Below are 20,611 nucleotides of genomic sequence, written 5' to 3'. Positions count from 1 at the left end.
GGGTGACCACCGACCTGATCCTGTTGCCGCGTGTTGCCTACCGTGGACAGGAGGTCACCGCGCCCCGGCTCCGCGCTCTCCTCGCGCTCCTCGCGGGCGATTTGCGTACCGGATGCAGCACGGAGCGGCTGGTAGCGGGGCTATGGCCGGACGAGTTGCCGGAGCGACCGGGCAAGGCGGTGCAGGTCCTCGTGTCCAGGGCGCGGGCGCGACTGGGCCCCGACGTCATGGTGAGTACCCCGGCCGGGTACCGGCTCGCCCTCGGCCAGGACCAAGTCGACAGCTCCGCCCTGCTCCTCCACGCTGCCACGAGCGCGCACCGGGCCAGGGCCGGCGACCCCGCGGGATCGCTGGCTGCGGCCGAAGCCGGCCTCGCGCTGTGGGAGGGGACTCCCGACGGGGCCGGTGGTACCGAAGACCCCTTGGCCGCGTTGCGTGCCGAGCGTGCCCCGGTCCGTAGAGCGCTCGTACGCGCGCAGGGACTCGCGCTCGCCCGACTGGGGCGGCACACGGAGGCGGCTGAGCAACTGGCTGTGGCCGCCGCAGAGCATCCGCGGGACGAGGAGGTCCTCGTCGAACTGCTGGGTAGCGAAGCGGCGACGGCGGGACCGCCCGCCGCGTTGGTGCGCTACGAGGCGTATCGTCGCGAGCTGCGCGACGTACTCGGCGCGAATCCGGGCGCCGGGCTCATGGCCGTGCACCAGGAACTGTTGCGCGGTGAGGCCCCCCTGATCAGGCACGGGGTGCCGTACGAGCCGAACCCGCTGCTCGGCCGGGACGAGGACATCGCGGCAGTGGCGCGGCTGCTGCGCGACTCCCGCGCGGTCACCGTGGTCGGCACCGGTGGTCTCGGCAAGACCCGGCTCGCGCACGCCGTGAGCCGCCGGGCGGAGCAGCGCCTGGTGCATTTCGTGTCCCTCGCGGGTGTCACCGCGGATGAGGACGTGGCCGCGGAGGTGGCGTCCGCGCTCGGTGTGGGGGAGGGGCGGCCCGTAGCCCTGAGCGGTTTCGCCTCGGCCGATCCGGTGTCCGGCATCCTCGGGGTGCTCGGCGCCGGGCCCGCGCTTGTGGTCCTGGACAACTGCGAGCAGGTCATCGAGAGCACCGCTGACCTCGTACGGGCCCTCGTCGCGTCCTCGAAGGACCTGCGGGTGCTCGCCACCAGCAGGGCCCCCCTCGGTCTGACTTCGGAGGCGGTGTACGCGCTGCCGGAGCTCGGCCTCGACACTTCCATCGAGTTGTTCACCCAGCGGGCCCGGGCTGCCCGGCCCGGTGTGCAACTGCCGCCGGACACGGTGGCCGAGTTGTGCCGCCACCTCGACGGGCTGCCGCTCGCCGTGGAGTTGGCCGCGGCGCGGGTGCGTGTGCTTTCCGTCGGGGAGATCGCCCTGCGGCTCGGCGACCGGTTCGCGCTTCTCCGTGGTGGGGCGCGGGATGTGCCGGAGCGTCACCGTACCCTGCACGCGGTCGTGGAGTGGAGTTGGAACCTGCTCGCGCAGGACACCCGGGCGGCCCTCAGCACCCTGTCCGTGTTCCCGGGAGGCTTCCTGGCAGAAGCGGCGGAACAGGTCCTCGGTGCGGACGCGTTGTTCCGCCTGGAGGAGTTGGCCGGTCAGTCGCTGCTCACGGTTACTGACACCCCTGCCGGTGTGCGGTTCGGGATGTTGGAGACCGTACGGGAGTTCAGTGCGGCCCGGCGTGCGGAGCGGGGCGAGGAGGACGAGGCGATCCGTCGGTTTGTCGTCTGGGCGAGGGATTTCGGGGTCAGGCACCACGACTGGGTGTTCGGTTCGCAACCGCGGAATGCATGGGAGCGGATCAGGGCAGAGCAGGACAACCTCGTGGCGGCCCTGCGGCATGCTTCGGCCCTGGCCGATGGTCCCGCGGTCGTCGCTCTCACCGCAGTCCTGGCCGCCCTGTGGTCCACTGACTCGAACTACCCTCGCCTGGCTGCCCTCACCGCCGATGTCGGCCCCTTCCTGTCGCGATTCCGTCCGGAGCCCGAGTATGTTGAAGTGGCCCGTGCCGCGGCGGTGTTGTGTGTAGCGAGCCAGTACATGGACTACGGCCCGCACGCTGATGTGGCCCGCCCACTCGTCGCCCTGCGTCGGTTGCCGACGCCTCCGCCGGACACTCTGCTGCGCGCGATTGCGGTGGTGCTGTGCGCGGTTCCCGACATGGCGCCTCCCCACTACGAGGTGTTGCACGCGTTGTGCGGGAGTGCGCGGCCGATGGTCGCGGGAGTGGCCGAGTGCGTCGCCTCCTACGTGTGGGAGTACGAACACGATGTCGACCGTGCACTCGCCTCGGCCCATCGCATGGCTGGCGCACTGGCCTCGGTCGACAACCCGTTGTTGCAGCTCATGGGCCACTCCCGGATCAGTGAGCTGTGCCTGAAGACGGGGCAGGGCGAGACCGCGTACCGACACCTCAAGAAGGCGATCGAGGTACTGCCGCGGCTCGGCGACGAGCACGACTACATCGGCATCCGCTCCGCCCTCGTCCTCGCTTGTCTGCAACGTGGTGACGCGGACGAAGCCGAGCACTGGCTGCGGCAGGCCGACGTCAAGAACTCCGCGCCACAGGAAGCGTTCTACAGCCCGAACCCGGGCGGGCGCGCTGAGATCGCGCTCGCCCGCGGGCAGACGGAGATCGGGCTCGGGCTGTGGCTCAGCGCGGTGCAGCGGATGTCGGAGGCCGCCGCGATGCGCAGCGGCGACCCCTGGCTCGACCCGTGGGCGCTACAGATCCAGGCGGCGGCGGTGACGGCGCACGCCCACGCTGACCGGCTCGAACCCGTCGCCGGACTCGTCGTCCAACTGCAGCATCGGCTGCGGACGCTGCTCTTCGACCAGACCCACCCACCCGTGCCGCTCCCGGTGCTCGGGACGGTGCTGCACGCGCTCGGCATGGCGGGGCTCGCATCCGATGACCCCTGCGCCGTACGGATGATGGCACTGGCGGAGCGGTTGCGGGTGTTGCGCGAGTTCCAGCCGACGATGTCGCAGGTCCGCGCCAGACGGGCGGCCGAGAACACCGACAAGACGGTCTACGTCGATGCGGTGTCCCGGTACACCGCTCTTGGGCGGGATGACTTGCGGGAGGCGGCCCGCACGCTCATTTCGGGTCGCGGTTGAACAGCGACGTCGACCAGGAGCATCCGAGGGCGGTCAGGGCCACGCACCACAGGACGGTGATCCACCCGTCGTTGCCGATCTCGGTGCCGAGTAGCAGGCCGCGCAGCGTTTCGATGGCCGGGGTGAACGGCTGGTACTGGGCGATCGGCTGGAACCAGCTCGGCATCGCGTCGATGGGTACGAAGGCGCTGGAGATGAGGGGGAGGATGATCAGTGGGAGCGCGTTGTTGCTGGCGGCTTCCGCGTTCGGGCTGGCCAGGCCCAAACCGACGGCGATCCAGGTGAACGCCACGGACACCAGGGCGAGGAGGCCGAACGCCGCGAACCACTCCAGGGCCGTGGCGTCCGTGGACCGGAAGCCGATGGCGACGGCGACGGCGCCGACGAGGGCGACACTGATGAGTGCCTGGAGCACGCTTCCGATGACGTGTCCGATGAGCACTGATCCGCGGTGGATCGCCATCGTGCGGAAGCGGGCGATGATGCCCTCGGTCATGTCCATGGATACGGAGATCGCGGTTCCGGCCGGGGTGGCGCCGATGGTCATCAACAGGATGCCCGGGACGAGATAGGCGATGTACTCCGAACGCTCGGCGCCGCCGCCGGTGATGCCTGCGCTCATGACGTCGCCGAAGACGTAGACGAAGAGCAGCAGCAGGACGATCGGCGTGAGCAGGATGTTGAGGGTGAGGGACGGGTAGCGCCGGGCGTGTAGCAGGTTGCGGCGCAGCATGGTGGAGGAGTCGCGTACGGCGAGGGACACGGGGTTCATCGGGTCTTCTCCGTGGGCTGGTGGGGGACGCCGGCGTCACCGGTGAGGGCGAAGAAGACGTCGTCGAGGTCGGGGGTGTGGACGGTCAGCTCGTCCGCCTCGATGCCTGTTGAGTCCAGCCAGTCGAGGATGGAGCGCAGCTCGCGCTGGCTGCCGTTGCTGGAGATGTGCAGCGCGAGGGAGTCGTCGTCGCGGGTGGCCTCGCGTAGGGCGAGGGCGGCGGTCTGGTAGGCGGTCGGGTCGGTGAAGCGGAGCCGGACGTGTCCGCCGGGGACGAGCCGCTTCAGCTCCTCGGCGCTTCCCTCAGCGGCGATCTCTCCGTTGCTCAACACCGCGATGCGGTCGGCGAGTTCATCGGCCTCGTCCAGGTACTGGGTGGTGAGGAAGACGGTGACGCCGCCGGACACCAACTCGCGGATGATCTTCCACATGTTGTGGCGGCTGCGCGGGTCGAGTCCGGTGGTCGGCTCGTCGAGGAAGATGATCCGCGGGGCCCCGACCAGCGTCATGGCGAGGTCGAGGCGGCGCTTCATGCCGCCGGAGTAGGTCGCAGCGGGCTTGTTCGCGGCTTCGGCGAGGTCGAACCGTTCCAGCAACTCGGCGGTGCTGCGGCGGCCTTCGCGACGGGGGAGGTGGTGCAGGTCCGCCATGAGGAGCATGTTCTCCTCGCCGGTGATCAGCCCGTCCACTGCGGAGAACTGCCCGGTGACACCGATCGTGGCCCGCACGGCCTGCGGGTCGGTGGCCAGGTCGTGTCCACCGACCCGTAGATCGCCGGCGTCGGCGCTGAGGAGGGTGGAGAGGATCTTGACGGCGGTGGTCTTGCCGGCGCCGTTCGGTCCGAGCAGGGAGAAGACCGTGCCCGTCGGCACCGCCAGGTCGATGCCGTCGAGGACCGTCTTGTCCCCGTAAGCCTTGCGCAACCCCTCGGCCGCGATGGCGAGAGAGCGCGATGTGTGCGTCGTCATGCCCAGAGGCTGCGGCAGAGCGCATTCAGCGCGGCTTCACCACGGTTTCATCCCCCTGAAACAGGGCGACGGAGAAACAAACCACCCCCTCTCCGCCTACTGGACGTGGCGGTACCAGCGTCGGTGCACCACGGGTTCGACGCACAGCACGGCGGCGCCTGCGATCGCGCCGACCACCAGGGCGGATACACCACCGCCGTTGAGGACCGCGCCGAGGCAGGCAGCGGCAACGGCGAGCGGGCGCAGCAGGGTCAGCGGGCCGAGACCGGTCACCACGGCGAGGGTGCTGGCACGGAACGGCAGGGCGAAGTAGGCGGCGAGCGACAGCAACACGGCCGTGGCGTAGACGACGAGCGGAAGCAGATAGCCGCTGCCCCCGGCAACCAGCGCACGGTAGGTCCGTTCCGCGTCCCGTGCGGCCAACAACAGGAGCACGGCGGTCAACACGGGGGCGAGCAACAGGACCGTGCCGACGACCAGCCCGCGGAGGGCGGCGCGGGTGGTAGCCCGTCGTTTGCGGATGCGGGCGTCCCTGCCGGCGTAGGCGCGGAAATCACTGAACGCCGCGTCGACCAGGCCGAGGACGAGAAGCGCGAAGGCGGCCGTCATCGGCCGACCCCGACAAGGTCGGCTCGACCGACCAAACGACGCGCGTCCCGTCCCAGGGCTCGACGAAGAGGCGCCTCCAACTGCGGGCGCACCCCGATGATCGGACGCAACGTGGTGCAGAACGGGTTCGCCGCGCCCCGCGGCTCGTACACCAGTGGGCGGATGCCGGATACCTCAGCGGCGCGCAACAGAGCCTCGTCACTGTGGGCGCGCAGCGCGGAGACGACACCGTCGTGACGACCTAGCGGGTTGCGCATCCGCGCACGATGGAAGATCCACGCACCGACGGGTGCCAGGCGGGTCGCGGCGATGTCGTAGTGACAGGAGGCCAGCGCCGGTGAGGCGGCCTGGACCTGGAAGAACTCGGCGAGAGCGGACCCGCGGAAATGATGCAGCACGCCGGTGGACACGTACACGGTCGCGACCTCCGGAACACGAGAGGGAACTCTAGAGCTGAAGCCCGGGTCGGGTCGTCTTTGGGGGCAGGACGGTGCGGGGGCTCTCAGGGGGTTCCCGCGGTCCCCGCGGTGGCGCGGTACCGGCCCGGTGGCATCCCCACCACCCGCCGGAACGCCGCACTGAACGCGAACTCGCTGCCGTATCCGACCGCTGCGGCGATCCGGCCGATCGGGAGATCGGGCTCTTCGCACAGCGCCGTCTTCGCGAGTGTCATGCGCCACCCGGTGAGATGGGCGATCGGGCTCTCGCCCACCAGCTCCCGGAACAGCGGCGCGAACGCCGCCCGGCTCATACCCGCCACCCGGGCCAGCTCCGCGACACTCCACGGATGCCCGGGCGCCCCGTACAACGCGTCGAGCGCCCGGCCCACACGAACGTCGCCGAGCGCGGCACGCCAGGTACCGGCCGCGGCCGGCCGCTCCAGTTCGGCCCTGATCCCCTGGAGCAGCAGCACCTCGACCAACCGCGCGGCGAGCAGGGGCGAGGTGGACCGGCCGTCGCGGACCTCCTCACGGAGACCGTCGAGAATCCGACGCAGCCCCGGAACGGGGTCGCCGCCCGCGTCCGGCCGCAGATGGATCACCGGCGGCAGAGCCCGCAGAAGAAGGCCGCGGGCCGCACCGGTCAGGGCGAGTTCGGCACACAGCACCACCGTGCGCGCCCCGTCGCCCCCGAAGCGGCGCCGTACCGACAACCCGCCGTCCGGCAGCGGACTGCGCCACTGCTCCTCCGCCACGACCCGGGCGTCCGGGCGGTACTTGAGCGAGTACGGGACACCGTGCGGCAGGATCACCAGATCCCCCGGCCCGATCCGGACCGTCCGCCCGCCGGCGTCCAGCCACATCTCGCCGTCGAGCGGATGATGCAGGGTCACGGTGTCCCGCGGCCCCATCCGCACCCCCCACGGCGCGCCGAGCTCGATGCGTCCGAACCGGCCGGTGCCGACCCGTATCCGGTCGAGCAGCGTACCGACGGCATCCGGCCCTGAACGATCGCGCATAACACCTGGACTCCGGCGCATGTCCGCCCCTCCTGCCACTTCCTACGATCAAACGAACCCCCGAAAAACCCGGGACAGCCCGAGGCCGGGGGACCCCAGAGGCCAAGCGGACCCGGAGCTTGCCGGGCCCCGACGGCCCCCGACGACCCCCAAGGAACAGGGAGACCACCGTGGACATCTTCATCACCGGCGCGAGCGGCTACATCGGTTCGGCGCTGACCCGTACCCTCGTCGCCCGCGGACACCGGGTGCGCGGACTGGCGAGAAGTGACGCGGCCGAGGCCAGAGTACGGGCGAACGGCGGCGACCCGGTCCGGGGCAGCCTCACCGACCTCGCCGTACTGGCGGAACGGGCAGCCGGCGGTGACGCGGTGGTCCACACCGCAGCCACCGATTCCGCGGACCGGCCCGCCGTCGACGCGGCTGCGGTGACTGCCATGCTCGATGCGATGGAGGACGGCGTCTTCATCACCACGACCGGTGCGCCGCGTGCCCGCTCGTCGCGGACACCGGTCACCGAGGACGACACGGCGGAGCCCACCGGACCGCTCGCCTGGCTGGCCCCGGCCGAGGCCCGGGTACTGGAGGCCCCGAGAGTCCGCGGCGTCGTCGTCCGCCCCCCGATGGTGTACGGCGACGGCGGTGGACCGGTCGCCCGGCTGATCCGCCAGGCCACCGCCGACGGTGTGGCGCGCTACACGGGCCCGGGCGACAACCGCTGGTCCACCGTGCACGTGAACGACCTCGCGACCGGGTACGCCGTGCTGCTCGAAACCCCCGCCCACGGGGTGTTCCACATGGCCGAGCCGGTACCGGTCGACATGGCGTCGCTGACGGCGGCGATCGGTGACGCCGCCCGGGTACCCGTGGCGTCGTGGAGCCTGTCCGAGGCGCTGGAGACCCACGGCCCGCTGGCCGGATTCCTGGCGATGGACGCGGCGCTCGACGCGAGCCGGCTGCGATCCCTCGGCTGGTCACCAGTGTTCGGGGAAGCACTGGACGGCATCTGCGGCGCCCTGCGCAATCCTACCCAGGGATATCGCGTTTCCTAGGGACCGGACGGTTCGCCGTCGGCCACGGGTTCCGGTCGGGCCCGGCCGGGGAGGCCGGTGTGGAGACGTTGCCGGGCCCTGCTGCGCGGGTGGCGGCCGGGCAGGCTAGTTTGCTCGGATGACTCTCCTCAATGATGTGGCCGAGCGCGACGGCTGGCGGTGCTGGGTGTGTGACGAACCGGTCGACCCCGACAAGTCGGTGAACGACGCGCGGGGGCCCAGTGTCGACAGCCGGACCGCCGACCGGAAGGCCAAGGTCGCCGAGCGGCTCGCGCACCGCGGCTGCAACACCCGCAAGGGTGCGGTCAAGGTGGTCATCGCCTGGCCGGAGCGCCTGTACGTGGTCGAACCCGCGCCGCTGATCGCCGTTGCCGACAGGCTGGAGCGCAAGGGGGGCCGCGAGATCGTGGGCCGTTGTCCGACCAAGAAGGACGCCCAAGAGGCCGCGGAGTGGCTGGTGGACCGGTTCTCCCGACTGGTACCAGGACTGCCTGTGACCGCCGGTGTCGAGGCGGGCGGCGGCCAGTTCCTCGTCATCCTGACCACCGGCCGCCGCTGACCGGGATCACCGACGGTTGTGGGCGAGCCCCTTTCGGCCCGCTCGGCACTGTCCTCGACGAGGCTCAGCTGACCCGCCTCAACCCCGGCCTCCGGCGCAGCCATGGGCCGGCCGTGCCCGTACCGCACCGCTGCGGCCGGGACGAGATCCTGCGGGGTGTGTGGGTTTCGGGTTCCGACGGGTGGGGAGGCCGGCTCCGGGGGCGGGGGCGGGGTATGTCCAGGTCGTGGGTGTTGAGGGTGCTCGCCGGGGTGGGCGCGGCGGCGTGCGCGGTGTTGGTGGCCGTGCTGCTGTGGGCTTCCGTCGGTGAGGTCGCGGCGCCGGCGGGGGCTGGACCACCCGACGGTGTGTTCACCGTGTCGCGCTGCCACGACGGCGAGAACGGCACCCGGTGCGAGGGCACCTTCGTCCCCGCCGGCGGTGGTGAGCGCCGGCGCCCGGTGGAACTCGGTTCACCGAGGGGGCAGTATGGCGGGGGAGAGCGGCTGGTGGTCCGGCTGTCGGGCAGTACCGCGTACGAGCGCTCGGCGATGTCCGTCGCCTTCATCCTGGCGCAGACCCTGCTCCTGGGCGGTCTGTTCGGCTCGACGGCCGTCTGGCTGACGGCCTCGGCCCGACGCGGCCGAATCGCCGGTCTCGGCCTCTACCCGGTCATCCTCGTCGTCACCATTCTCCTCATGGTGCCGCTCTTCATCGTGGCAGCCGTCCTCGAATGGCTCGTCCTAGGAAAAGCCCCACCCCCTGCTTGACGAGGGGAGGGAGCGGCGCTCCGCACAGCCACCGAACCCCACCGCCTCCGCGGCAGCGTCCTCGACGGCCCCGCTAGTTGCGCATCCTGGAGGGCCGATGCCCATGACCAGGACGGTCAGCAGGCCGGTTCCGTGCGTGCGGTGCCGCGCCCGCCGCGGAGGCGTATCGCCTGCACCAACGCCCAGAACAACAGCGCGGCCACCGCCGGGGTGCCGAAGAAGACCGCGAGCCCGGCCCCGATGTTGGCATCGGCCGTCCCGGCGGTCAGTACACGATGGCTCCACGCGACGACCAGTCCAGCCGCCACCATCGGCAGCAGGACATACCAGCGGCGCGAGTCCCAAGCGCCGCTCAGGGCGGCGCGCAGCAGGTACACGGCGCAGACGCCGGTGATCACCAGTGCCACCAGGCCGAGCCCCGTTGCCCAGCCCTCCAGAGCCCTGATCGGCTCCACGGCGTGGGTGAGTTCGGACTGCACGGACCCGGGCTCGTTCTGCTGCCCCATCAGACCCCACAAGGCGAGCGGCGCCGCGGTGACCAGAGCCGCGCCCGCCAGTGAGTTCTTCACGTTGATTCCCATACGTCCATACGACCACCGGGCCTTCGGCGCGTCATGAGTACGTGTACTCAGGACCGGTGTGGCATCTCCACGCCCGCGTGGGCGGGGAGATGCCGGATGTCAGCCGAAGGTGAGGGCGTAGGCGCGGAGTCCTTCGCTGAGGCGGAGTTCGAGGTGCGCTGTGCGCGCCTTCTTCTCGTCGGTGAGCCGGTAGAGGGCGGGGGCGTCGGAGACGGTGAGGGTGCGGGTGGGCGTGCCGTTGACGAGTACGGTCACCTTGCCGGTTCCGGCGAGGACGAGGTTGGCGTTCTTGGCGCGGTAGGTGAGGGCGAGTCGTGCGTCGCGGCCTGCGGTGAAGTGTTCGTAGCCCGCGGTCCAGGTGCCGTCGAGGGAGACGCGGTTGAGGGGCAGAGGCCGGTCGGGGAAGCGGTAGGTGGTGGGTTTGTCGCTCACCAGGGGGGTGCCGGTGTATCCGTTGATGCGCTGGGTGCTGAGGTAGGTCTCGGGGGTGCGGTTCTCGGTGAGGTCGTCCACGGCCCGGCCGGTGGGGTCCGGGAGGTCGACAGTGGGGTCGGCCTGACGGAGCAGGTCCCGGATCATCGTCTCGGTCTGGTCGTACTGGCCTTCGCCGAACTTGAAGTAGCGGACAGTTCCGTCGGCGTCGATGAGGTACTTGGCGGGCCAGAAACGGTTGCGGTAGTTGTTCCAGGTGGTGAGTCCGTTGTCGAGGGCCACGGGCCAGGTGACGCCCAACTTGCGGGTCCCGTCAGCGACGTTGCCGCGTTTCTTCTCGAAGGCGAACTCGGGTGAGTGGACGCCGATGATGCGCAGCCCGGCGTTCCGGTAGGCGCGGTCCCAGTCGCGCAGGTGCGGCGTGGCGCGCTGGCAGTTGATGCAGGAGTAGGTCCAGAAGTCGACCAGGACGACCTTCCCGCGCAGGTCCTTGAGATTGACGGGCCGATCACCCGGGGTGTTCAGCCAGGAATCGATGCCTTCGAGGGGCGGAGCTTGGCCGCAGGAGCGCAGTTCGTCGGCGCCGTCCTCGCAGCGGGACAGCGCCTTGTTGGAGTTGTCGTAGAGGCCGGACAGTTCCTGCCGGGCGGTGTCGTTGTCCTCGACCTTCCGCTGGGCTGCGGCGGTGTAGTCGGGCAGGGCCCGCTGGAGGGCGGTGGTGACGTCGAAGGCGAGCGCGAAGGCCAGGGCGATCATCAGCAGACCGGCGGTGATCCGCAGTCCGCGGGCACGGGTGCGGAAGGCGGCGACGCGTTCCGCGACCCGGCGGCCGGCGAGGGCGAACACGAGCAACGGAATCGCGGTGCCGACGGCGAAGGACACGGTGAGGGCCACGATGTCGGCGTTGATCTCGCCACGGGCCCCGGCGACGGTGATCGCGGCGAGGACCGGTCCGGCACACGGGACATAGAGCACTCCGAGGCCCAGCCCGAGGACGAGCGCACTGCCCTCCTTGTTCACCTGACGCTGTGGAAGCCGGGAGAACGGCCGCTCCAACAGCCGCTCCACGGGCGGGAAGACCAGCCCGAGACCGATCAGGACCAGCAGGGCCAGGCCGGTGTGGCGCAGGATGTCCTCGGGCAGCCCGAGTGCGGAGATGATCGTCACCCCGAGCAGAGTGAAGAAGCTGAAGCTCAGAACGAGCCCGGTGACGACGGCGTAGGGGCGACGGTTACGGGAGGCGCGTGCGCGTGGCGGGGCACCGGGCGGCGCTTCGAGGAGCACCGAACCCGCCGCGACTGTGTCGGCGGCGCTTCTGCCCGTGCTCCCCGCCCGTTGCGGTGCCCCGCCCGTGCCGCCGGCGAGGAACACCACCGGGAGGACGGGAAGGATGCACGGTGACACAGCGGTGATCAGACCGCCGAGCAGACCGATCAGGACGAGGGTGAGCATGGTGACCGCCTTGGTCGGTGGAACGCCGGACGCGTCCCCTCGACACCTCATTCGGACCCGCACCGCGGCCGGATGGCACCGCGTTCGCGCCGCAGCGCACTTCCGGCAACACCTGCCACATTCACCCGTTCTCTGGACCGTCTGCGCCTGCATGCGCCGGTCATGCGGCACGTGCGGGGCCGGGTGACGGCCTGCAAGGTGCCGGGCGCCGCGGCGGGGCGCGGACCGGGGTGGGCGCACCGGGGTCCCCTGCGAGCGGCCGGCCACCAAGCGGACCGCAGGGGTGGTGCGGGAGGAACAGCGGGTGGATCGCTACGTGCGCCATGAGGGTGGTACCCGCGTGTTCGGCACATCCGGCGGGGCCGCGGCGACGAACCTTCCACGACTTCGGCCCACCGGGCCGAAGCAACCGATCTGGGAGTGAACATGCGAAACTGCACCGCCGTCGCCGCGGTCGTCGTGCTGGCCGCCCTGTGCGTGGCGCCCGCGTTCGCCGCGGCCGGTACAGCGCCGCAGGCGCGGCCCGCCATGAAGCAGACAGGCCTGACCGCGATCGGCCTGACCAGTGACCAGCGCCTGGTCGAGTTTGACGTCGACAGGCCCTCCGCGCCTTGGTCGCTGGGCAGGGTCTCCGGGCTCTCCGGTGACACCAAGCTCGTCGGGATCGACTTCCGCGTCCAGAACGGGAGGCTCTACGGGGTCGGAGATCAGGGCGGCGTCTACACCCTGAACACGGCTGCCGCGAAGGCGACCAAGGTGTCCCAGCTGACCGTGGCGCTGTCCGGCACCGCGTTCGGCGTGGACTTCAACCCGGCCGCGAACCGGTTGCGGGTCATCTCCGACACCGGGCAGAACCTGCGCCACAACATCGACGACCCGGCTGCCCCGCTGACCACGACCGCCGACGGCACGCTCACCAATCCGACCACACCGCCCTCGACCGCCCTGGGAGTGACCGGAGCCGCGCGGGGTGGACGCCACCCTGGACGTGGGCTTCGACATCTCCTACCACCGGGCGACCGGAACGAATCACGGCTTCGCCGCGATCGGATCGGGCGGCACCCACCGCCTCTACGCCGTCGACCCGCTGACCGGGAAGGCCACCGACAAGGGCGCCTTCCCCAGGTCCCGCCAAGTCACCGACCTGGCCCTGCCCATCAACCAGCGGTAGACCCGGTGCCGTTCCCCGCCGCGGGCCCGCTGCCAGCCGGCCCGCGGCAGGGAGGCCGGCGGGCCGCCGGGTCCGCAGACGGTTCGGTGCCCGGTGCTCCTCCTCGATGAGAGAAGGAGCACCGGGCCTCGGGTGACGTCGCGCAGACGGGCGCGAGCGGCGGCTACTGGGGCATGAGCACGCTGTCGACGATGTAGACGGTGGCGTTGGAGGTGCTGACATTGCCGCAGACGACGCTGGCGGAGTCGTTGACCTTGTACGACTGGCCGGATCCGCTGGTGGTGACCTTGCCCTTCTCCAGTGTCTCGAAGGACCCGTTCTCCAACTGCTGAGGCGTCAGGTTCCGGCCGACGACGTGATAGGTGAGGATGTCGGTCAGCTTCTTCTTGTCCGCGAGGACCTTGTCGAGATCGGCCTTCGGGATCTTCGCGAAGGCATCGTTCGTCGGAGCGAACACGGTGATGCCCCGGGCGTTGTTCAGGGTGTCCACCAGACCGGCCTGCTTGACCGCGGCGACCAAGGTGGACAGGGCAGGGTTGTTGGAGGCGGCGGTGGCGACCGGGTCCTTGGCCATCCCGTCGAAGGAACCCGCACCCCCCTTCGGAACGCCGGCGCAGGCAGGGCCGAACGGCTGATCGGGGGTCATCGCCTCACTCGCCGGTGCCTTGTCGGCCGCGGCAGCCTCCTCGGACGCCGGGGTGGAAGAAGCCTTGGTGTCCGAGCCGGAGTCGGAGCAAGCGACCAGGGCGAAGGGGAGCACAACGGCCGCAGCCACGACGGTCGCGATACGGCTGGCACGCATACGGTTCATGATCAGGATCTCCTGTTGAGCGGGGAGTTGCCCCGGGCGGGGACTCGATGGGGAAGGAGCGGCAGACCGGCCCGCAGTACGGACGCGCAGCCGGCACGGCGGGCCGGGGTCGCGTTTGAGAGGGGCCGCAGCGGGCTGCCCGTCGGCGCGGTGGCCACTGCACGGGTGGCGATGCGCCTGTGTCGGGGGTGCTCCATGCCCGCTATTCGCAGACGTCCGCCCACCGGATGGGTCCGACATTCCATCCGGTGAAACCCGACCGTGTCCCGGACCAGGCGCCTGCCGATGTGATATATGAAGCGGCGGCCCGCCCCGGGCACCGTCTACCAGCCGCTGGCGCACGCGTTGACGAACGGCGGGCTTCCGGGAAGTCGCCGGAACGCTCCGCACACCGCGGCCGACCATCAAGACACGCATGCGCGACGGCCTCATCCGGCTCCGCGACTGCCCACCGACCCGGGCAGGCACCTACCAACTTTGGCTGGACCACCAGGGCACCATTCGCCTGGGAGGTCCGGGTGGCCATCGTCGACCTGGAGGCCGGCGCTTACCGGGTCGTGGAGACCGAGAACGGCAGCACCGCCGCCGGGGCTCGCCTCGTGTTGAAGCGGCGCTCCTTCGCCCAGCCGCTGCCGGAGACGGCCCAGTGGATTCTCAGCAGCTCGTTCAGCACGGAACGCTATCGCCAGACACTCAAGCACGTCGCGAGCGGGAGGTTCCTGAGCGGGGCGACGATCCAGGAGCAGAGCCAGGCGTCCCAGACCAGCATCGTCTCCCTGCTCGGTTGAGCGCCCGATGTGCTGAACCACGAGAAGCGGCAGCAGGAAGCGGCGCTGGACAACTCCATCGCGGACAAGGAGAACCAGCGCACCGTCAAGGGTCTGGAGCTGGACAGCGCCCGCGATGAGCTGGCCCGGCTCACCAACGGGGCGCAGGGCGCCGCCGATGTCGCGCTGGCCGAACCCCTGGTCGGCACCGACGCGAGCGGGCTCAGCGGCTGCGGAGCCCTGCTCACCTTCGCCAAGGCCGACACCACCCCGTTCCTGCTGGACAGCGCCACCGGCCGGGTCGCCCTCTACTACCGGGGCAGCGGCGACGGCCAGTTCTCCGCCGCCTATCTGGACACCGCCACCGTGCGCTCCACCCAACGGCTGCCCGGGACCGACGGAACGATCCTCTTCACTGCCCGCGACCCCGGCGTTGACATCGGCAAGGACACCACGATCACGGTCACGGCCGGCGCCGCGACCACCCTGTGCACGCTGACCATCAGCCGGGCCTCGGAGACCGAGACCTTCCAGAACGTCCGGCGCCGCGCCCGGGACCTGGCCGGTGTGATCAACGGCCTCCCGGACGAACCCGTCAGGATCGGTACCGTCGCCAGTACTTTGGGCCGGAACCTCACCCTCGCCGCGGGTAGCCCCCTCGAACTGACCGACGCCGGCTACCTCCAGATCGGAGGTCGCCGCTACCGCGTCACCTCCGCCGTGCGGAGCGGCGCCACCGCCGTCACGGTGGCCAGCGACCTCGCGACCGGACTGACCAATGCCGTGGTCTCCCTGGTGCGCTACGACACCGCCCTGGCCACCGCGTCCCGCGCGGGAGCCTCCCTCGCACAGGGCTCGCGCCGGATCGCCGTCGGTGCGGAGAGCGCCGACACCCTGATCCCCAACGGACACCGCCACCGGAGCCCCCCGGCCACGGCACCGCTGGCGCGGCGACTCACCCGGTCGGGCCCTCTCCTTCGACGGCGCCACACAGCGGCTCTCCCTGCCCCGCCACCCAGCTGCCCCAGCTCGCCGCCCCCGCGGGCGACCTCACCGTGGAAGCCTGGGCCAAGCCCGACCCCGTCACCACCACACCGACCCGTCAGCGGCTCATCCAGTTGGAGTCCGGCGATACCAAGACCTCCCTCACGCTGCTCCCCGCCGCCCGCGCCATGGTGCTGAACGGCTCCAGCGCCCTGCAGATCAACAACGCCAGTCCGACGGGTACGGACTTCACCATCGAGCGCTGGCTCAAGCGCTCCGCGAACCGCACCAGTGTGGACACCATCGTCTCCTGCGGCACCAACGGGCTCACCATGGGCTTCACCGCCAGCGGCGCCTTCGGTTTCGGTTTCGGCACCGGCGGCGCCGCGGAGACTCTCACCACCGCGACCACCTGGAGCGACACCTACTGGCACCACTGGGCGGTCACCTTCAACCGCACCACCAAGGCCCAGGCCATCTACCGGGACGGCGCCGAGGTCGCCCGCCGCACCGACACCGGCAGCGCCGTGTTCTTCAACGGACACTTCGCCGAACTCCGGACCTGGAACACCGCCCGCTCCGACGCGGAGATCACGGCCCTCAAGGACCGGCCCGTGATCGGCGACGAAACCGGACTGACCGACGCGTGGAGTTACCAGAAGAGCACCACGTACAGTGACGGGGCCCTGCTCTTGACCGACCGTTCCACCGCGACGCGGCACGCGGGCTCTGGGGCAACGCGGACAACGCCGACTCCCCCCTCGGCTACCAGGTGATCGCCAAGGTGGCCGGCCAGATCCGGATCAGTGACCGGACCTGCCCGATCGGGGAGTGGTCCCATCTGGCCGCCGTGTACGAGCACTCCTGGGGACTGCGTCTCGACGGCTCCTCCTGGGCGGAGGCCCAGGACGCCGACCAGAGCTCGACCTCACCGAGGACGATTAAGGTCTTGCTGTTGAGCATAAAGATCACCTCGTAGTTGTGCTGCTCCGCCGGTTCGACCAAAAAATCGATCAAAGCCGCGCGCGGGGAGCAGTCCTGGTTGTAGGCGGTCGCCCGCTTCCATGGGAGGTGAATCTGTGAATGTCACAGAGACAGGAGAAGTTTTTTGGCCGAGCCGGAAATGGAAAGGTCCGCACAACCTTTGTATGGACCTTTGGTGAAGTTTAGTTAGCTATACCCATCTCATCCCGATCTGTGATAGTTGTCGTCGGCCGGTGGATCTGAGTAGAAGGTGGATTTCTGACCTGGGGCTTCGCGGAATGAGTGGTCGTGTTCGGGTCGGTGTTGCTCATTCGTTCTGAGTCGTACGCGAACGCCTTACACGGATGACCTGGGGTTTCCTGGTTGTCGCTGTGTGCTGCGCAGGTTGGTTGAGCAGTGCGCAGTTTTGTTGGCCACCGGTATCTGATGGCTATGGGGTGGGGTTGGTGTCGAGCCAGGTAGTGGGAAGGGGAGGCTCAGTGCCTGTCCTGGGCGCTGACTTCCGGCTTCCCTTCCTGTCCTTTCGGCGTGCCTGGATGTGTGATGAGGGCTGCTGAGGGGGTGGTTGGTAGCCGAGTTCGGTGAGTTCGGTGGGGCCTGGGGCGTAGGGGCTGTGCCGGTAGGGCCATCGCTCGCGGGCGCGGGGGTTGCGGCCGGGTGTGTAGCTGATGCGGTCGCCGAATCGGTCCGGGTACAGGGCGGGGTTTTCGAGCCAGGGCCGGCCCAGGAGGGAGGCGACGGCGGTGTGGAGAGGGTGGGTGTGCCCGGGGCGTTCGAGGACGTGGAGCGCACGGGGGTGGTGGGCGAAGAATCGGGCGAGGGTGATGGTCTCGGGGTAGGTGACAGCTTCTCGGGCGAGGGCGTACCAGAGACGGGCGCGCTTGTTGTTGCCGATGCGGCGGGCGCGTGCGGGCCAGATGCGTTCTTCTGAGGGTGCGGCGCGTCGCCAGTTCTCGGTGAGGTTCATGGCCAGGGTGAGGGCGTGGTCGGCGGCTGCGCCCCAGCGGCGGAGAAACCGGATGTGGATGCGGTGGGCGGCGAGGATTTCGGGGGTTCGTGTGAGGTCGGCGTGCTCGATGGGCAGCGGCATGCCGGCGAGGGTGTGGCGGCCGAGCATCCAGGTGTGGTGGCGGCGGCAGACGAGGCGGGTGTCGGGCAGGTACTGCGGGACGGGGTGGGGGTCGCCGGTGCGGGCGATCGTGCAGCGGGGGCAGCCGGTCACGGCGTGCGCAGAGGCCAGGCGGAGTCGGGCGCGGGCGGACTGCGGGTCGGGTTTGTCGCGGTAGCGGTTCCATTCGGGGAGCGCGTGGGCGAGGTGTTCGTCCGGGATGCCGGCGAACGCTGCGATCAGGCGGCGGCTGGGTGCGTTGAGGTAGAGCTCGATGCTGGTGTAGGGGCCGTGCGGTTGGGCGCATTCCTTGTTCGCCTGGGGCCGGGGGATGCCGAGGGCGTGGAGGAGTTCCGCGGTGGTCAGGTGATGTCGGCGTGCCAGGCGCTGGATGTACGAGGTGGTGGTCTCCCAATGCAAGGGGGCCACACGCCAGATGCTGGGGCGCGGGAGGGAGCGGTGCACGCGCGGCGTCTCAGGCCTGTGCCGGTGGGCGCGCAGCCTGTTCGGCGAGTTCGTCGAGGTCGATGTCGTCGAGCAGCTGCTTGGTGATCTTCTCACTGCCGTCCAGGATGGCGGCGATCGCTGCTTCCCGGACGAGGGCGGACAGGCTCCCGATGCGGCCGCCGGTGCGCTGGTGGAGGTAGGGGGCGTGCCGGGTGAGGGTGTCGGGGCGGTGTGCTTGGAGGCGTAGGGCTTGGTCCATGCCGCGGACCAGGCCTTCCCAGGCGGTGCGCTGTGCAGGGCTGCCGTACGCCAGCGGCGGGTTGCGCACCATCTTGAACCGTCCGGCGAGCTGCGCGCCGCGACTTCCCGTCAGGAGCGGGGAGGCCTCGATGGCGACGCCGGCGTAGACGAAGGTCGCGGGGAGGCGCTCGCTGAGGTGCTTCATCTGGTCGGAGGTCTCAGCACCGATGCGGGTGCGGGTATTGAGCAGATGGACGTCGTCGACGAGGACGAGCTGGGTCGACAGATCACGTAGTGCACCGCAGACGATATCGGTGATCCGTGCTTGGTTCATCGCTTTGCCGATGGGCAGGTCGAGGAACCGGGCCAGTTCGGACACGAGCATTTTCGGGGTGGCGGCCGGGGGGACGGACAGGAAGGCCACCGGCAGTCGTTCGTCGAAGCTGTTGTGGCGGGCCCGGTCGGCGAGGTGGAAGGACCGGCCGAGATGCTGCAGAGTGGTGGTCTTTCCCGTGGTGGGCGGCCCGGAGATCAGTAGTCCTCGCCGGGCGGTGCCGTTGTGCCGCCGATTGAGGATCATGAGCCGGCGCAGGGTGAGGGAGATCTTGGCCATGGTCGGAGTGGAGAGGATCACGAATTGGGAGTGGTAATCCAGACGCTCCTCGGCGTTCCATGGTCCGGGCCCAGGCAGGCAGGGTGGTTCGGTGTCGACGAACCGTGTCCATTCGCGCCAGGTCGTCGGTGACGCGTACGGGCCGTTGTCCGTCTCCTGGTCGGCGGCCGTCACCACTGCTGCGCCTCCTGGTGGGCGTCGAAGATGCTCCAGGCCCCGGCCGATGCTGCTGTGCCGGCGGAGCCCGGGACAGGGGGCGTGTTCTCGTCCGCAGGCGGAAGGTGCTCGGCGGGGTCTGTCGGCAGGCCGGTGTCCGCGGTCCGTCGCCGTGCGCGTCTGGTTCCTGCCCGCTGGCCGGGGACGTCGGCGAGGCTGCTGCTCTTGTGGGAGCGGGTGGCGCTTGTTTGTCCTGTGTGGGCGCGGCGGAGTAACTCGTCTAGGTGACGGGCGAGGTGATCTTCGTGCTCGGCCCGGTCCGTATGCCGTGTGGCCACGGTGCGGATGTGCCGCCAGATGGTGTCGGTGAAGGGCTTCGACACCAGGCTCCGGTGGATCCACTCGGCCTGCGCCCAGCCGTCTGGGAGCCTGACCCAGCACTGCCAGGGCTCGTAGGGGTTGTGGTGGACTTCCCATTTGCCGTCCGCAGCGGGGGAGCGGTGCCGGTGTCCGTTGAGCGCGGGGCCGTCGTAGGTGCGGTACTCGAACCGGATGCCTTCGTCTGTGATCGCGCACCTGCGGGAGGGCAGCAGCTCGATCCAGTCTGCTCCGGTCAGAGGGATGGGTACGTGTCCCGCGATGCCGGTGAGCGCGGCCCACATCTCGTTGGGGGTGAGCGTCAGCCGGGGCATGAGGGGATGCCGCAGCCGCGCATGGCGCCGTTCCTGCCACCCGCAGACGATCCACTCGTCCAGCAGGTCCTGCATCTGAGGCATCGTCCAGCATGCCTCGTCCTCCACGCTGCTGCCGCGTGTGGCGAGGCGGTTTCCGGTGTAGCCGGCGACGTACTGAGCGAACAGCGTGCCGATCGCCCCGAAGCCCCGCTCCACATGCCCCTTGGCGTGCCCGGACGCGGGGGGACACGGCTGGACGGTGATTCCTAGGTGCTCGGCGGCAGCGAGGAAGCAGCGGGACACGAATACTTTGCCCTGGTCGATGACCACGGTCGACGGCCGGATCACCGGCCTGGCCGCGGCCCCCTGCACGCGGGCGTCGATAGAGGCGAGCCGTGTGTAGGGGATGACGGAAGCGGCCATGGACAGGTACTCGGGCCAGTCGGGCCGCATCGGCTGCGGCATCAGCGTCTGGGCCAGGAGCACGGTCGCGTCCACTGCCTTGGTGCCCTTCGGGCGCAGGACGGCGGCGGTGATGCTGCGGGTAGCCACGTCCACCGCCATGGTCAGCTCCGGCCGCCGGGTCTTTCCGTCCTCGCACACGACCATCACGTCCAGCAGAGTGCTGTCCATCATCACCAACTCCCCGGGCAACGTCGCGGCCGTGGGAGTGAACACCGGCACCGGCCGGGACGCGCGCCGGCGCTGCCCTTCGGCCGTCAATGCCAGTCCTTCCTGCTCGGCGACAGCCCGTACCAGCCGGTTGAACGTGGCCACCGGGGGCACCGCCACTGTGGATTCCTGGTTTTGATCTGGGGCGCTTCAGGGTGTGAGCTGGGCGCACGTGGTCAAGTTGGATAGTTTGAATCGAGGTGCACGTGGTGTC

General features: G+C 70.1%; 19 protein-coding genes and 2 pseudogenes. 9 read left to right on the top strand and 12 right to left on the bottom strand.

Translation table 11 applies throughout. The features are described 5' to 3' along the window. The first annotated feature begins 2 nt into the window (after positions 1 to 2). Positions 3 to 3,137, top strand: a complete 3,135-nt coding sequence (locus ACFV88_RS23230; RefSeq protein WP_385493691.1) for an ATP-binding protein — start codon at positions 3 to 5, stop codon at positions 3,135 to 3,137. On the opposite strand, the gene ACFV88_RS23225 is transcribed toward ACFV88_RS23230, so the two are convergent. The 5 genes from ACFV88_RS23225 to ACFV88_RS23205 form a co-directional block, all read right to left on the bottom strand. Then, entirely contained in the window at positions 3,118 to 3,909 is a 792-nt protein-coding gene (locus tag ACFV88_RS23225) for an ABC transporter permease (protein ID WP_385493690.1), read from the bottom strand. The genes ACFV88_RS23230 and ACFV88_RS23225 overlap by 20 nt on opposite strands. Beyond that, positions 3,906 to 4,877 carry an ATP-binding cassette domain-containing protein gene (locus tag ACFV88_RS23220; protein WP_385493689.1) on the bottom strand — a complete coding sequence of 324 codons (972 nt, stop codon included), beginning with the start codon at positions 4,875 to 4,877 and terminating at the stop codon, positions 3,906 to 3,908. Before ACFV88_RS23220 ends, ACFV88_RS23225 begins: the two co-directional genes overlap by 4 nt. A 96-nt stretch (positions 4,878 to 4,973) precedes the next feature. Beyond that, positions 4,974 to 5,486, bottom strand: a complete 513-nt coding sequence (locus tag ACFV88_RS23215; RefSeq protein ID WP_385493687.1) for a hypothetical protein — start codon at positions 5,484 to 5,486, stop codon at positions 4,974 to 4,976. Then, positions 5,483 to 5,902 (bottom strand): hypothetical protein, encoded by a 420-nt coding sequence (locus ACFV88_RS23210; RefSeq protein WP_385493686.1) that lies wholly within the window; start codon positions 5,900 to 5,902, stop codon positions 5,483 to 5,485. Before ACFV88_RS23210 ends, ACFV88_RS23215 begins: the two co-directional genes overlap by 4 nt. Positions 5,903 to 5,988: 86 nt before the next feature. Continuing rightward, on the bottom strand, positions 5,989 to 6,945 hold the full coding sequence (locus tag ACFV88_RS23205) for an AraC family transcriptional regulator (protein ID WP_385493685.1): 957 nt from the start codon (positions 6,943 to 6,945) through the stop codon (positions 5,989 to 5,991). 170 nt (positions 6,946 to 7,115) lie between these two features. Between ACFV88_RS23205 and ACFV88_RS23200 the strand changes: the two genes are divergently transcribed. The 3 genes from ACFV88_RS23200 to ACFV88_RS23190 all read left to right on the top strand — a co-directional run bounded on the left by ACFV88_RS23200 (position 7,116) and on the right by ACFV88_RS23190 (position 9,305). Continuing rightward, entirely contained in the window at positions 7,116 to 7,997 is an 882-nt protein-coding gene (locus ACFV88_RS23200) for an NAD-dependent epimerase/dehydratase family protein (protein WP_385493683.1), read from the top strand. Between the two features lie 118 nt (positions 7,998 to 8,115). Next, entirely contained in the window at positions 8,116 to 8,556 is a 441-nt protein-coding gene (locus ACFV88_RS23195) for a hypothetical protein (protein WP_385493682.1), read from the top strand. 215 nt (positions 8,557 to 8,771) lie between these two features. Then, positions 8,772 to 9,305: a hypothetical protein gene (locus ACFV88_RS23190; RefSeq protein WP_385493681.1), complete on the top strand. Its 534-nt coding sequence runs from the start codon at positions 8,772 to 8,774 to the stop codon at positions 9,303 to 9,305. A gap of 116 nt (positions 9,306 to 9,421) precedes the next feature. Here the strand turns inward: ACFV88_RS23190 and ACFV88_RS23185 are convergent, their stop codons facing one another. After that, positions 9,422 to 9,886, bottom strand: coding sequence for a hypothetical protein (locus ACFV88_RS23185; RefSeq protein ID WP_385493680.1), 465 nt, complete (start codon positions 9,884 to 9,886; stop codon positions 9,422 to 9,424). A 99-nt stretch (positions 9,887 to 9,985) separates the two neighbouring features. Next, positions 9,986 to 11,770 (bottom strand): cytochrome c biogenesis protein DipZ, encoded by a 1,785-nt coding sequence (locus tag ACFV88_RS23180; protein WP_385493679.1) that lies wholly within the window; start codon positions 11,768 to 11,770, stop codon positions 9,986 to 9,988. 426 nt (positions 11,771 to 12,196) lie between these two features. Here ACFV88_RS23180 and ACFV88_RS23175 point away from each other — a divergent pair. After that, positions 12,197 to 12,941 (top strand): annotated as a pseudogene (locus ACFV88_RS23175) (DUF4394 domain-containing protein). A gap of 163 nt (positions 12,942 to 13,104) precedes the next feature. Here the strand turns inward: ACFV88_RS23175 and ACFV88_RS23170 are convergent. Next, complete coding sequence (locus ACFV88_RS23170; RefSeq protein ID WP_385493678.1) at positions 13,105 to 13,752, bottom strand: fasciclin domain-containing protein; 648 nt, start codon at positions 13,750 to 13,752, stop codon at positions 13,105 to 13,107. Positions 13,753 to 14,113: 361 nt separating this feature from the next. Here ACFV88_RS23170 and ACFV88_RS23165 point away from each other — a divergent pair. The 4 genes and pseudogenes from ACFV88_RS23165 to ACFV88_RS23150 form a co-directional block, all read left to right on the top strand. Beyond that, positions 14,114 to 14,200, top strand: a pseudogene (locus ACFV88_RS23165) (RNA polymerase subunit sigma); the annotation flags it as partial. A gap of 70 nt (positions 14,201 to 14,270) precedes the next feature. Beyond that, positions 14,271 to 14,540 (top strand): hypothetical protein, encoded by a 270-nt coding sequence (locus tag ACFV88_RS23160; RefSeq protein ID WP_385493676.1) that lies wholly within the window; start codon positions 14,271 to 14,273, stop codon positions 14,538 to 14,540. A 9-nt stretch (positions 14,541 to 14,549) separates the two neighbouring features. After that, positions 14,550 to 15,701 carry a hypothetical protein gene (locus ACFV88_RS23155; RefSeq protein ID WP_385493675.1) on the top strand — a complete coding sequence of 384 codons (1,152 nt, stop codon included), beginning with the start codon at positions 14,550 to 14,552 and terminating at the stop codon, positions 15,699 to 15,701. Continuing rightward, complete coding sequence (locus ACFV88_RS23150; protein ID WP_385493674.1) at positions 15,638 to 16,279, top strand: LamG domain-containing protein; 642 nt, start codon at positions 15,638 to 15,640, stop codon at positions 16,277 to 16,279. Before ACFV88_RS23155 ends, ACFV88_RS23150 begins: the two co-directional genes overlap by 64 nt. Here the strand turns inward: ACFV88_RS23150 and ACFV88_RS23145 are convergent. The 4 genes from ACFV88_RS23145 to ACFV88_RS23130 all read right to left on the bottom strand — a co-directional run bounded on the left by ACFV88_RS23145 (position 16,269) and on the right by ACFV88_RS23130 (position 20,502). Beyond that, positions 16,269 to 16,508 carry a hypothetical protein gene (locus tag ACFV88_RS23145; protein WP_385493672.1) on the bottom strand — a complete coding sequence of 80 codons (240 nt, stop codon included), beginning with the start codon at positions 16,506 to 16,508 and terminating at the stop codon, positions 16,269 to 16,271. The two genes, ACFV88_RS23150 and ACFV88_RS23145, sit on opposite strands and share 11 nt — an antisense overlap. A 409-nt stretch (positions 16,509 to 16,917) precedes the next feature. Next, on the bottom strand, positions 16,918 to 18,024 hold the full coding sequence (locus ACFV88_RS23140) for a TniQ family protein (RefSeq protein WP_385493671.1): 1,107 nt from the start codon (positions 18,022 to 18,024) through the stop codon (positions 16,918 to 16,920). A 46-nt stretch (positions 18,025 to 18,070) separates the two neighbouring features. Next, on the bottom strand, positions 18,071 to 19,072 hold the full coding sequence (locus ACFV88_RS23135) for a TniB family NTP-binding protein (protein WP_385493669.1): 1,002 nt from the start codon (positions 19,070 to 19,072) through the stop codon (positions 18,071 to 18,073). After that, positions 19,066 to 20,502 (bottom strand): hypothetical protein, encoded by a 1,437-nt coding sequence (locus ACFV88_RS23130; protein ID WP_385493668.1) that lies wholly within the window; start codon positions 20,500 to 20,502, stop codon positions 19,066 to 19,068. The genes ACFV88_RS23135 and ACFV88_RS23130 overlap by 7 nt, the downstream gene beginning before the upstream one ends. Between the last annotated feature and the right edge of the window lie 109 nt (positions 20,503 to 20,611).

The sequence above is a fragment of the Streptomyces sp. NPDC059816 genome (assembly GCF_042732055.1).
In the GTDB taxonomy this organism is placed as follows: Bacteria; Actinomycetota; Actinomycetes; order Streptomycetales; family Streptomycetaceae; genus Streptomyces.
The sequence above is the reverse complement of the archived record's forward strand: the minus strand, read 5'-3'. Positions and strand labels throughout refer to the sequence as shown.